The sequence below is a fragment of the Burkholderia latens genome (assembly GCF_902499045.1).
Lineage (GTDB): Bacteria > Pseudomonadota > Gammaproteobacteria > Burkholderiales > Burkholderiaceae > Burkholderia > Burkholderia latens.
Genome location: NZ_CABVPL010000013.1, coordinates 68,185 through 80,238, shown reverse-complemented (window position 1 = coordinate 80,238; position 12,054 = coordinate 68,185). Strand labels below are relative to the sequence as shown.

General features: G+C 67.6%; 10 protein-coding genes and 2 pseudogenes. 9 read left to right on the top strand and 3 right to left on the bottom strand.

What is annotated here, in order from left to right:
- Positions 1-108 precede the first annotated feature (108 nt).
- Positions 109-243, bottom strand: coding sequence for a hypothetical protein (locus BSE24067_RS32785; RefSeq protein WP_006750603.1), 135 nt, complete (start codon positions 241-243; stop codon positions 109-111).
- Between the two features lie 412 nt (positions 244-655).
- On the opposite strand from BSE24067_RS32785, the gene BSE24067_RS12140 reads away from it, so the two are divergent.
- From BSE24067_RS12140 to BSE24067_RS12110, 7 genes and pseudogenes are all read left to right on the top strand, one after another.
- Positions 656-1,084, top strand: coding sequence for a hypothetical protein (locus tag BSE24067_RS12140; RefSeq protein ID WP_151063962.1), 429 nt, complete (start codon positions 656-658; stop codon positions 1,082-1,084).
- A gap of 104 nt (positions 1,085-1,188) precedes the next feature.
- Positions 1,189-1,314: pseudogene (locus tag BSE24067_RS12135) on the top strand (alpha/beta fold hydrolase); the annotation flags it as partial.
- A gap of 185 nt (positions 1,315-1,499) precedes the next feature.
- On the top strand, positions 1,500-2,669 hold the full coding sequence (gene ampC / locus BSE24067_RS12130) for a class C beta-lactamase (protein ID WP_151063960.1): 1,170 nt from the start codon (positions 1,500-1,502) through the stop codon (positions 2,667-2,669).
- 398 nt (positions 2,670-3,067) lie between these two features.
- On the top strand, positions 3,068-4,087 hold the full coding sequence (locus BSE24067_RS12125) for an aldo/keto reductase (protein WP_151063959.1): 1,020 nt from the start codon (positions 3,068-3,070) through the stop codon (positions 4,085-4,087).
- A 17-nt stretch (positions 4,088-4,104) separates the two neighbouring features.
- Positions 4,105-4,518 carry an SRPBCC family protein gene (locus tag BSE24067_RS12120; RefSeq protein ID WP_151063958.1) on the top strand — a complete coding sequence of 138 codons (414 nt, stop codon included), beginning with the start codon at positions 4,105-4,107 and terminating at the stop codon, positions 4,516-4,518.
- Positions 4,519-5,000: 482 nt separating this feature from the next.
- Positions 5,001-5,789: an SDR family oxidoreductase gene (locus tag BSE24067_RS12115; RefSeq protein ID WP_151063957.1), complete on the top strand. Its 789-nt coding sequence runs from the start codon at positions 5,001-5,003 to the stop codon at positions 5,787-5,789.
- A 133-nt stretch (positions 5,790-5,922) separates the two neighbouring features.
- Positions 5,923-7,506 carry an aldehyde dehydrogenase (NADP(+)) gene (locus tag BSE24067_RS12110; protein WP_151063956.1) on the top strand — a complete coding sequence of 528 codons (1,584 nt, stop codon included), beginning with the start codon at positions 5,923-5,925 and terminating at the stop codon, positions 7,504-7,506.
- 313 nt (positions 7,507-7,819) lie between these two features.
- Here the strand turns inward: BSE24067_RS12110 and BSE24067_RS12105 are convergent, their stop codons facing one another.
- On the bottom strand, positions 7,820-8,728 hold the full coding sequence (locus tag BSE24067_RS12105) for a LysR family transcriptional regulator (RefSeq protein WP_151063954.1): 909 nt from the start codon (positions 8,726-8,728) through the stop codon (positions 7,820-7,822).
- Between the two features lie 119 nt (positions 8,729-8,847).
- Between BSE24067_RS12105 and BSE24067_RS12100 the strand changes: the two are divergent.
- Positions 8,848-9,337 (top strand): annotated as a pseudogene (locus BSE24067_RS12100) (aldo/keto reductase); the annotation flags it as partial.
- On the opposite strand, the gene BSE24067_RS12095 reads toward BSE24067_RS12100, so the two are convergent.
- Positions 9,309-10,625, bottom strand: coding sequence for an MFS transporter (locus BSE24067_RS12095; RefSeq protein WP_151063953.1), 1,317 nt, complete (start codon positions 10,623-10,625; stop codon positions 9,309-9,311). The pseudogene BSE24067_RS12100 and the gene BSE24067_RS12095 sit on opposite strands and share 29 nt — an antisense overlap.
- A 226-nt stretch (positions 10,626-10,851) precedes the next feature.
- Here BSE24067_RS12095 and BSE24067_RS12090 point away from each other — a divergent pair, with 226 nt between their 5' ends.
- Positions 10,852-12,015 (top strand): iron-containing alcohol dehydrogenase, encoded by a 1,164-nt coding sequence (locus BSE24067_RS12090; RefSeq protein WP_151063952.1) that lies wholly within the window; start codon positions 10,852-10,854, stop codon positions 12,013-12,015.
- The last annotated feature ends 39 nt before the right edge of the window (positions 12,016-12,054 follow it).

Here is a 12,054-nt window from a genome sequence, read left to right as displayed (position 1 = left end):
TGAGCGGGCAGGCCGCCGCACCGGCGTCCGGCGCGTGCCGGGCGCGGCGCGTTCGTGATGCGATGATTCCACGCGGCGGGCGGCCGAGCCGCCACGCACGCGCGCTCGTTACGGACGCAGCAGGTCGAATCCGCCGAACACGACCACGCCGCTGAGCGCAATCATCGCGACCGAATGCTGGCCGAAATAAAGAATCGCGGCCGCAAGCCACGTGGTCAGGCAGAAGGCGCCGATGCGGGCCATCGTGAATTCCTCGAAATGCGTGATGAAGGGTGGCCCATGCGTCGCGATGTCGCTGCGTGCGCGACGCTTGCGCCGCGACGGCGATGGACTGCGTCGCGTGTCGCGCCCGCACACGCGCGCGCAAGTGCGGGGTCGCCTGCGCCGCGTTGCCGGAAGCAGCCGGAACGCAGCCGATGGCGTGCTGCCGTAGGCCGGCCGACGATTTTACCAGCGCGGCACGCGAGTCATTCTGGCCCCGATGCGACATTCGGCGGTGCGCGCGCGGCAGCCTGCATGCCGTCGCGCGCGGTGGGGCCGTCCCGATACAGCACGGATGCGGCGATTAAAGTTTTATCTGACGAATACCGTAAACCGGTTGCAAGGGTTTCCCATTCAACCGACCTGAGTCGGACACTCGTTACAGACGGACACGATGCAAATCGATCTTTCTTCCGCCGCACAAACTCCGCTTGCCACCGGCAACGCGGCCGCCAGCCCGTCCGGGGCCGGTGGCGCGCCGACGGCGTCGTTCACCGCATCGTCCGCGACGAGCGGCGCGGCTGCCGATGCCGCGGGTCAGACGCTTGGCGCGTCGGGATCCTCGGGCGACGATCCCGCGGTCGCGCAGCTGAAGCAGCTCATCGAGCGCCTGCAGAAACAGCTCGCGCAGGTGCAACAGCAGATGGCGGCCGCCGCGCAGCGCGCGAAGAACGATCCGGCCGCTGCGGTCCAACAGCAGACGCTCGGCGCGGAAGCGAGCACGATCTCCGCTGCGCTGTCTACCGCGATCGCGCAGCTCGCGCAGGCGATCGAGAAGTCGGGCGGCTCGACGTCCGGCGCGCTGGTGTCGACACAGGCCTGACCGGCACGGCACGGTACGGCAGGGCACGGCTGCGCGGCGGCGCGGCTACCCGTCGCGTGGCCTCCTCGCGTCGTCCCGCGCACTACATTCGCAAGCGCCTCTGCCTCGACAGGACGATTCCGGGCGCGACGCCGACGATCCTGCACGGCGTCAGCCACTTCGCGCCGCTGCAGCGGCCGGCGCGCTTCAATGCCGCGATGCTCGCGTTTCTCGACCGGTTGCCGGGCTGACGTTCGCGTGGCCGGCTCGTGCGCTGCATAAGATTTTCTTTAGGCACGCGCAACATATCGTCGATTGTTGGCGGCCGGCCGGTGACGGATAGTCCTGCTTCGGCCGGCCCGGCTGCCGCGTCCTCCACGCGGTGCGGCCGGTTTGTTGTCCACGCAACCATCGGAAAATCGAAGGAACCGCACTCATGCGATTCAACGCGACACGCCTCGCTGCGACCGTGTTCGTCGCCGCGTGCACCGCCGCCGCGGCGGGCCGCGCGGCGGCCGCCACGCCGGACGAGATACACGCCACCGTGACCCGCAACATCGCGCCGCTGATGAAGCAATTCGCGATTCCCGGCATGGCGATCGGCATCGTCGCCGGCGGCAAGGGTTATGTGTTCGACTACGGCGTGATGTCGACGCAAACCGGCAAGCCCGTGACCGGCGACACGCTGTTCGAGATCGGCTCCGTCAGCAAGACGCTGACCGCGGCGCTCGCGGCCGACGCGCAGGAGGGCGGCGCGCTGTCGCTGTCGGACCCGGCGGGCAAGTATCTGCCCGCGCTGCGGCACACGCCGTTCGGCGGCGTGACGCTGCTCGAGCTCGGCACGCATACGCCGGGCGGGATGCCGCTGCAGGTGCCCGACAGTATTCGCGACGAGGCCGCGCTGATGCGCTATCTGCAAGCGTGGCGGCCTGCATACGCGCCGGGCACGCATCGCACGTACTCGAACGTCGCGATCGGGATGCTCGGGCAGCTCACCGCGAACGCGATGAACCGCGACTTCGCGGCGCTGATGGAGCAGCGGCTGTTTCCCGCACTCGGGATGACGCACACGTACATCAACGTGCCGGCCGCGCGCGACGCCGACTATGCGCAGGGATATACGAAGGACGGCAAGCCGATCCGGATGACGGGTGGCATGCTGTGGCAGCCGGCGTACGGCGTCAGGACGACGGCGGCCGACCTGCTGCGCTTCGTGCAGGCGAACATGGGGCTTGTCGAAACCGCGCCGCGGCTGCAGCGCGCGCTCGAGCGCACGCATACCGGCTATTTCCGCGCGGGCCCGCTCACGCAAGACTTGATCTGGGAGCAGTATCCGTATCCGGTCGCGCTCGCGACGCTGCTCGAAGGCAACGCGCCGCCGATGCTTTTCGATGCGACGCCCGCAACCGAACTGCAGCCGCCGCTCGCGCCGCGGCCGGACACGTGGATCAACAAGACCGGCTCGACCAACGGTTTCAGTACCTACGTCGCGTTTATTCCCGCAAAGCGGCTCGCGATCGTGATGCTCGCGAACCGCAGCTTCCCGATCGAGGATCGCGTGAAGACCGCGTACCGGATCGTCGAGTCGCTGGGCGGCAAGCCGTAACGCGCGGCGCGGCGGTGCGTGCGGAATTGCCCATGATCGCGAGTATTTTCACCACTCCGGTGAGCGGTCCGCGCATTACGATCGACGGAGGCCGAGCGAGCGGCAGCCGCGTCGTCGGCGTTGCGCGTGCCGCCGATACAGGTGTCCCGACGCCGCGAAAAAACGCGTCATCCGCGAAATCATTTTTTGATCCGGAATCACGAATCGACGCTCGATTTCGCCGCCAGCCTTGCCGCACGGGCCTACTGCGGCGATGCGCCCCGAACGCGGTCGCAAATCCACCTGCTACACGCGTCAGTTAGACCCAGAAGGACTCAACTGTGTCGAATTCCGTCTTGGACAGACTTAACCCTGATCCCTAGACTGAACTCGTTTTCCGTTACTCCGTGGAGAAAATCATGAGTCTCAAAGGCAAGCTGCCCGCAGAAAAGATCCTTGGCTTCGGTACCGCACCGCTCGGCAACATGTTCCGCAACATCCCCGACGCGGAAGCCGCGGCCACCGTCGAAGCGGCGTGGCAGCATGGCATCCGCTACTTCGATTCCGCGCCGTTCTACGGCGCCGGTCTCGCCGAAATGCGTCTGGGCGATGCGCTCGCGCACCATCCGCGTGACGAATACGTGCTGAGCACGAAGGTCGGCCGCGTGATCCTCGACGAAGTGGAAGACGTGTCGGCGCGTGATCTCGGCGAGAAGGGCGGCCTGTTCGAACACGGCCGGCCGAACCGCATCGTCAACGACTACTCGGCCGACGCGACGCTGCGCTCGATCGAGGACAGCCTGAAGCGTCTGTGCACCGATCGCCTCGACATCGTGTGGGTGCACGACATCGCGCAGGACTTCTACGGCGACGAATGGCTCGCGCAATTCGAAGTCGCGCGCAAGGGCGCGTTCCGCGTGCTGAGCAAGCTGCGCGACGAAGGCGTGATCAAAGCGTGGGGCCTCGGCGTGAACCGCGTCGAGCCGATCGAGCTGGTGCTCGACCTCGCCGAACCGCAGCCGGACGGCATGCTGCTGGCCGGCCGCTACACACTGCTCGATCACGAGCGCGCGCTGCAGCGCGTGATGCCGGCGGCGGCCGCGCAAGGCGTCGGGATCGTCGTCGGCGGCCCGTACAGCTCGGGCGTGCTCGCGGGCGGTACGCACTTCGAATATCAGAAGGCGTCGCCGGAAATCCTCGCGAAGGTCGGCCGCATCAACGCGATCGCCGCCCGCCACGACGTGCCGATCAAGGCCGCCGCACTGCAGTTCTCGATGGCGCATCCGGCCACCGCCGCGGTGATTCCGGGCGCGAGCCGTCCGGAGCGGATCGCGGAAGACCACGCCGCGCTGAACGTCGTGATTCCGGCCGACTTCTGGCGCGAGATGCGCGAACAGGGCCTCGTCGCAGCCAATGCACCGCTGCCGATCGATCGTTGATTATCGAAGGTGATGACGTGGCAAACGCAAATGCAAGCATCGAGGTCTCGGCTTCGGCCGATACGGTGTGGAAACTGATCGGCGGCTTCGGTTCGCTGCCCGACTGGCTGTCGTATATCCCGGCGAGCGAGCTGAGTGAAGGCGGCCGCGTGCGCAGCCTCGCGAACCCGGACGGCGACGCGATCGTCGAGCGCCTGATCGCATTCGACGACGCGGATCGCAGCTATGCGTACGCGATCCTGAAGGCGCCCTTTCCGGTCGTGAACTATCGCTCCACGCTGCGCGTGCGCGAGAACGGCGCGAACGCGTCGACGGTCGAGTGGTCGGGCACGTTCACGCCGAACGGCGCAACCGATGACGAAGCGATCCAGCTCTTCCGCGGCATCTACGAAGACGGTCTCGCCGAACTGGCGAAGCGGTTCGCGGCGTGACCGCGTGATCGCGCGGCGAGGTCGCGCGTGGTGAGCGGGCGCCGGCGATGTCGGCGCTTGCCGGCTCCGCGCGTCGTTGCGGGTTTCATGCGTGACGAACCACGGAGCCGGCGTCACCGTGCGCGCGGGCTATCGTCTGACTGAAGTGCCGACGTCCGTCGTTTGGCGCAGGTCGCCGCCCGACCGCCGCAACGGCGTAACGCAGCGGTGACGGAAGGCGCTCGCGCAGAGCCGCCACGCAACGGGCGATAACGAACGGTTATACCGGTATCACTTCCTTTCAATTGTCGCGCGGTCGACGAGTCCGTATGCTGGCCCATTGCGCAAGTTTTCCCGCGCGTTTTCCCGCGCATTCCCGACGTGCGCGCCAGCGTGCCGCCGGCACTGGCAGGCAGGGGCGAACGCACGCGAGCTTCGGCTCATCACCGTGTCGATTGCCGCACGAGGCGGCCACGGCGCGCACGGGATTCCAGGAGCGAAGCATGAATCTGAACATCGAAGGCCGCTGGGCGCTGGTCTGCGCGGCGAGCAAGGGGCTCGGCAAGGGCTGCGCGCGGGCGCTGGTCGCCGAAGGCGTGAACGTCGTGATCACCGCGCGCGGCAGCGACGCGCTCGAGGCGACCGCCCGCGAACTGCGCGCGCTCAACCCGGCCGTCACGGTGATTGCGGTAGCGGGCGACATCACGACGGGCGCGGGCCGTGCGGCAGCACTCGCGGCCGCGCCGCACATCGACATCCTCGTGAACAACGCGGGCGGTCCGCCGCCGGGCGACTTCCGCGAATGGACGCGCGACGACTGGATCGCCGCGCTCGACGCGAACATGCTGACTGCGATCGAGCTGATCAAGGCGACCGTCGACGGGATGGCCGAACGCGGCTTCGGCCGCATCGTCAACATCACGTCGAGCGCGGTGAAGGCGCCGATCGACGTGCTCGGCCTGTCGAACGGCGCACGCGCGGGCCTGACGGGCTTCATCGCGGGCATCGCGCGGCAAAGGCGCATCGCATCGCGCAACGTGACGATCAACAACCTGCTGCCGGGGGCATTCGACACCGATCGCCTGAAGAAGGCGACCCAGGCATCGGCAAAGGCAGAAGGAAAGGATTACGAAGCAGTGCGCGAAGCGAGGCAGCATGCGGTGCCGGCCGGACGCTTCGGCTCGGCCGACGAGTTCGGCGCGGTCTGCGCATTCCTGTGCAGCGCGCATGCGGGCTACCTGACGGGGCAGAACGTGCTGCTCGACGGCGGCGCGTATCCGGGCACGTTCTGATCGGGCGTTGCGGTTCGACGGCAATGCGTAGCGAGCCGGAACGTGCGATGCCAGCCGATACAAGACAACACTTAAGCGAACCCGTCATCCGATGGCGTTCGCATTCGATTCATCTACAGAGGACACGACGGAAATGACTATCGCAGGCAACCTGCTGATCGGCCAGCGCGCGCGGCGCGGCACGAACGGCGAGATATACGCGATCCACGCGGCCAGCGGCGAACGCATGGAGCCCGCATTCGGCGGCGCGGGCGTCGCCGATCTCGACGAAGCATGCGCACTCGCGTGGGCCGCGTTCGATACGTATCGCGAAACGCAACCGGACGCGCGCGCGACCTTCCTCGAAACGATCGCGACGAACATCCTTGCGCTCGGCGACGAACTGGTCGAGCGCTGTGTCGCCGAAACCGGGCTGCCGCGCGCGCGCATCGAAGGCGAGCGCGCCCGCACGGTCGGCCAGTTGCGGATGTTCGCCGGCGTGGTGCGCGCGGGCGACTACGTCGAAGCGCGCATCGATCCCGCGCAACCGGCGCGCCAGCCGGCGCCGCGCCCCGACCTGCGCCTGCGTCACATCGGGCTCGGGCCGGTCGCGGTGTTCGGCGCGAGCAACTTCCCGCTCGCGTTTTCGGTGGCGGGCGGCGATACGGCGTCCGCGCTCGCGGCCGGCTGCCCGGTGATCGTGAAGGCGCACCCGGCGCATCCGGGCACGTCGGAACTCGTCGGGCTCGCCGTGCAGCAGGCGGTGAAGACGTGCGGGATGCCGGAAGGCACGTTCTCGCTGCTGTTCGACAGCGGCCTCGAGATCGGTCAGGGGCTGGTGCGCGACCGTCGCATCAAGGCGGTCGGTTTCACGGGTTCGCGCCATGCGGGCACCGCGCTGGTCGCGATCGCGAACGCGCGCCCCGAACCGATTCCCGTGTACGCGGAGATGAGCAGCATCAATCCGGTGCTGCTGTTCCCGAACGCGCTCGACGCGCGCGGCGAAGCGATCGCGCAGCAGTTCGTGCAGTCGCTGACGCTCGGCGCCGGGCAGTTCTGCACGAACCCCGGCCTGATCTTCGCGGTGGACGGGCCGGCGCTCGAGCGCTTTATCGCGGCCGCGGCGGAGCGGCTCGCGCAGGCGCCCGCGGCGACGATGCTCACGCCGGGCATTCACCGCGCGTTCGAGCGTTCGGTGGACGCGTTCGTGCAGCATCCGCAGGTGCGCACCGTCGCACGCACGCATGCGCCGGCCGGCGCGAATCAGGGGCACGGCGCGTTGTTCTCGACGACTGCGGACGCGTTCCGCGAAGCGAAAGCGCTGCACGAGGAAGTATTCGGTGCGGCGTCGCTGATCGTCCGGTGTCCGGATCTGAACACGATGCTCGAACTGATCGAGTCGCTGGAAGGCCAGTTGACGGCGGCGCTCCATATCGACGAAGCCGATTACGCCGCCGCGCGCACGTTCCTGCCGGCGCTGGAGCGGCGCGCGGGCCGCGTGCTCGTCAACGGTTTCGGCACCGGCGTGGAAGTCGCGCACGCGATGGTGCACGGCGGCCCGTACCCGTCCACTTCGGACGGGCGCTCGACGTCGGTCGGCAGTCTCGCGATCCGACGCTTCCTGCGGCCGGTGTGCTATCAGGACATGCCGGACGCGCTGTTGCCCGATGCGCTGAAGGCGTCGAATCCGCTGGCGATCAATCGGCTGCTCGACGGGAAGGTCACGCTCGCGACCTAACGCGGGAGCGGGATGCCGGCTTCGGGGAATGCGCATGCACACGTCGTTGTATGCGCACCGATGCCCGGCCGATCGATTCGAACGGGTTCGCCGCGGGCACGCGCGCAGCACGACGGGCTCGCGCGTCATTCGGGCGATCACATCGTTTCGGGCAGCGAGTCTTCGTGCCGCGACACGGCGACACGGCGACACGGCGACACGGCGACACGGCGACACGGCGACACGGCGACACGGCGACACGGCGACACGGCGCGCCGCGCCGTGTGCCCTCGACGACGCCCGCCGCCATCACACTGCGCGGCGCCTGCCCATGTCATTCGACCGCCGCGACCACTTCCTCGCCCGTCAGGATCTCTCGAAACACGCCCACCAGCGGCCGCAGATTGACCTTGTGCCATGCCGCCCATAGTGGCGTGCGATAACTGAACCACGGCAGTTCCCGCAGCACGACGCCTTCGGGCACCTGGTGACGCAGGCTCTGCTGGATCATCGTCACGCCGAGGCCGGCGGCGACGAGCCCGAGCGCCGCGAGCGGCTCGCTCGCCTCGACGGAGATGTCCGGCGAGAAGCCCGCCTTCGCGCACGCGGCGACGAACGGGCCATGGCGCGGCGCGCTTTCCTGTTGCGCGACGCCGATCCATGCCTGCGTGGCGAGATCGTCGGGCGTAAGCGTCTTCTTCTTCGCGAGCGTATGTTCTTCCGGCAGCGCGAGCAGCATCGGATCGTTCAGCACGCGCATCGATTCGAGTTCGGGATCGTCCGGCGCGGGCGGCTCGGTGACGAGCGCGATGTCCAGACTGCGTTCGCGCAATCCTTCGAGCTGCGCGGCGGACGTGTAGTTGTACAACGCGATATGGACGGCCGGGCGGTCGGCACGCAACGTCTTCAGCGCGCGCGGCAGCACGCCCGAGTGCGTGGCCGTTTCCAGGTAGCCGATGCAGAGGCCGCCTTCGTCGCCGCGGCCGAGCCGGCGCGCGAGCGATTCGAGCCGGTTCGCGTGACGCAGGAACGCCTGCGTCTCGCTGAGGAACGTGCGGCCGTCGCGCGTCAGCCGAATGCGTTGCTGACTGCGCTCGAACAGCGTCAGCCCGAGCTTGTCCTCGAGTTGCGCGATCTGGCGGCTGAGCGGCGATTGCGAGATATGCAGGCGTTCGGCGGCGCGCCCGACATGTTCCTCTTCCGCAACCGCGATGAAATATTGAAGCTGGCGGATGTCTAGCATATAAGACCTTGAGGGACTCAAGTAGTATCAATTATGTCTTGATAAGACATAACCATGCAACCTAGACTGGGCTCACTTTTTCGCGACCCGCGGAGAAACGCAGGCGTCTCGAGGGCACGCTGCCGGCCAACAACACGCTTGGCTTCGGCGCCGCCCCGCTCGGCAACATGTTCCGCGACATCCCCGCTGGAGAAGCCGCCGCGACCGCCGAGGCCGCGTGGGCACGCGGGATCCGCTACTCCGGCACCGCGCCGTCGTATGGGGCTGGGCTGGCCGAGTCGCGCGTGGGCGACGTGCTCGTCGGCCATTCGCGCGACGATTACGTGATCATCACGAAGATCGGCCGCATCGTGCTCGACGAAGCGAAGACGCGAGCACGCGCGACTACGTCGACAAGACGGGCCTCTTCGCGCACGCCGCGCGAACCGGCCCGTCAGCGGCTACTCGGCGGACGCGACGCTGCGCTCGATCGAACGCAGCCTGAAGCGCGTGCGCAGCGATCGCGTCGACATCGTGTGGGTACACGACCTCGCGCAGGACTTCTACGGCGACGAATGGCTCGCGCAGTTCGAGCGTGCACTCAACCGTGCGCGCGCGGCCGATAGTCGATCATGCTGGAGAACACCGCGATCAGCACCGCCATCGCGACGAAGAACAGCAGTGCGAAGAAGTACGAGCCCGACCACTGGACGATCAGCCCGATCACGATCGGGACCACCACGCCGACCATGCTGCCGCAGAAGTTCATCGTGCCGCCGAGCACGCCGGCGCGCGCCGGGCCGCCGACGATCGCCGGCAGGCTCCAGTACATCCCGCAGAAGCGGATGAAGAACATCGCGATGCTGAGCAGCAGGACGACCGCGTTCGCGTTCGCGATATAGGCGGCCGCGAGGATGCATGCGGCGGCGATCAGCGACGAGCCGCTGAACATCGTGCGCATCACGAGGTTCGGCGATGCGCCCGACGCCTTCCAGCGATCGCCGATGGTGCCGCCGATCAACTCGCCGACGAAGCCCGACATGAAGATGATGAAGGTCGCGCCGCCCGTCGTCGCGATGTTGAAGCCGTAGGTCTTGTGCAGGTAGCTCGGCATCCACGTGAGCAGCCCGTAGAACACCGCGAGGATGCAGCTGTAGCCGGCGAACATCGCGAGCACCGAGCGGTCCTTCACGAGTTCGCGCAGCGGCACGCGCTCCGCTGCGGCGTTCGCCGGACGATTCGCGCGCGCGATGTGCTCGAGTTCGGCCGCGTTGACGCCCGGATGCTCGGACGGATGGTTGCGGATATAGCGCCACACGAGCACGCCCACCAGCATCGTGCCGACGCCGGCGATCACGAACGCGATGCGCCACGAACCGAACCACGCGATCAGCCCGGAGATCAGGATCGCGCCGAGCGCGCTGCCGAGCGGCGCGCCGCCGTCCACCAGCACCGCGCCGCGGCCGCGTTCGTGCGGCGTGAGCCACGTGCCGATCAGCTTCGCGCCGGCCGGAAACACCGGCGACTCGGAGAAGCCGAGGCCCATGCGCGTGAGCATCAGCAGGATCCAGTTGTGCGATGCCGCGCCGAGCGCCTGGAACGCGCCCCATGCGAGCGTCGCGGTCGCGATGATGCCGCGCGTGTGATAGCGGTCGAGCATCACGCCGACCGGGATCTGCATCAGCGCGTACGACCAGAAGAACGCGCTCAGCATCAGTCCTTCGAGCGCGGGCGACAGGTTGAATTCCGGTGCGATCAGCGGCATCGCGACCGACAGCGACGCGCGGTCGATGTAGTTGATCGCGACCAGCAGCAGCATCAGCAGGAAGATGCGCCAGCGGACGTTGGTCGGCCGGGCCGCCGCGTCGAGTGACGCCGATGCGGCCGTCGAGGCCGCGGAAGCGTGCGAGGGGGGCATGGTTGTCTCCGTCGTTATGGTTGCGGGGCGATGGCTCGTCCCGTGCAGCGACTGTAGGGCGGCGGCCGCGTCTTGCCTAATGACGCTTCGTGATTGCCTGATAACCAGACGGAACGGCGCGAGCCGGGAATAAGCGGCCGTTATCGGGCGATCCGGTTTTTTCATTACCGGCGGCGATCGGCCGCTTGTAGTGTTCGGTGCGAAGACTTCACACGGAGACAGCACCATGAACCCCTTCCAATACTTCTTTCCCACCACGCTGAAATTCGGCAACGGGCTCGCGCGCCAGGCCGGCGAGCTGCTGAAGCCGCTGTTCAGCGGCAAGCTGCTGGTCGTGACCGACGAAGGCCTGATCAAGAGCGGCGTGCTCGACGGCTTCTTCGCGTCGCTGCGCGACGCAGACGTTGCGTATGCAACGTTTTCGGGCGTCGAGGCGAATCCGGGCACGGCCGTGCTCGACGAAGCGCTGACGTTCCTGAAGGAGCACCGCTGCACCGCGGTGATCGGCGTCGGCGGCGGCAGCAGCATCGATACCGCGAAGGGCGTGGCGGCGATGGCGACCAACGGCGGCACGATCCTCGACTACGAGGGCTACAACAAGATCCCGGACGAACCGCTGCCGATGTTCGCGATCCCGACCACGTCCGGCACAGGCAGCGAATGCACGGCGTCGACGGTGTTCACGAACAAGGAAACGCTGTTCAAGACCGTGATCGTCAGCCACAAGATTTTCCCGAAGCTCGCGATCCTCGATGCGGAGCTCACGCTGAAGCTGCCCGCTCCGATCACGGCCGCCACCGGCATGGACGCGCTGACCCATGCGATCGAATCGTACGTGTCGAAGCAGGCGAACCCGGTGAGCCAGTCGCTCGCGCTCGGCGCGATCCGGCTGATCGGCCGCAGCCTGCGCAACGCGTTCTACGTCGGGTCGGATCTCGCCGCGCGTGAAGACATGCTGCTCGGGTCGTTCCTCGCGGGCGTCGCATTCTCGCAGTCGAAGCTCGGCAACGTGCATGCGATCTCGCACACGATGGGCGGTGTGTTCAACATCGCGCACGGCATCGCGAATGCGGCGCTGCTGCCGTACGTGATCGACTTCAACCGCCCGGCATGCCCGGCGCTGTATCGCGACATCGCCGAGGCGCTCGGCGGCGACGTGAGCGGCCGCGATGCGGACGAGGCCGCGCGCGCGCTGGTCACGCAGATCGTCGAGCTCAATCGCGCGCTCGCGATTCCGTCGAACATCCGCGAACTCGGCGTCGATCTCGCGCACCTGCCGCAGATGGTTGCCGACTCGATGCGCAGCGGCAACGTGCTCGTCAATCCGCGCTTGACCACCGCGGGCGATGTCGAAGCGATCATTCGCGCCGCATACGCAGGCGAGATCTGAGCGCACGACACGCGTCATTCCCGTTTCGATCCAACCAGG

Bases quoted from the DNA above. Each gene is read 5' to 3' on its own strand.
- BSE24067_RS12115 (WP_151063957.1), top strand. From the start codon at position 5,001: ATGAATCTGAACATCGAAGGCCGCTGGGCGCTGGTCTGCGCGGCGAGC.
- BSE24067_RS12125 (WP_151063959.1), top strand. From the start codon at position 3,068: ATGAGTCTCAAAGGCAAGCTGCCCGCAGAAAAGATCCTTGGCTTCGGT.
- BSE24067_RS12095 (WP_151063953.1), bottom strand. From the start codon at position 10,625: ATGCCCCCCTCGCACGCTTCCGCGGCCTCGACGGCCGCATCGGCGTCA.
- BSE24067_RS12105 (WP_151063954.1), bottom strand. From the start codon at position 8,728: ATGCTAGACATCCGCCAGCTTCAATATTTCATCGCGGTTGCGGAAGAG.
- BSE24067_RS12110 (WP_151063956.1), top strand. From the start codon at position 5,923: ATGACTATCGCAGGCAACCTGCTGATCGGCCAGCGCGCGCGGCGCGGC.
- BSE24067_RS32785 (WP_006750603.1), bottom strand. From the start codon at position 243: ATGGCCCGCATCGGCGCCTTCTGCCTGACCACGTGGCTTGCGGCCGCG.
- ampC (WP_151063960.1), top strand. From the start codon at position 1,500: ATGCGATTCAACGCGACACGCCTCGCTGCGACCGTGTTCGTCGCCGCG.
- BSE24067_RS12140 (WP_151063962.1), top strand. From the start codon at position 656: ATGCAAATCGATCTTTCTTCCGCCGCACAAACTCCGCTTGCCACCGGC.
- BSE24067_RS12090 (WP_151063952.1), top strand. From the start codon at position 10,852: ATGAACCCCTTCCAATACTTCTTTCCCACCACGCTGAAATTCGGCAAC.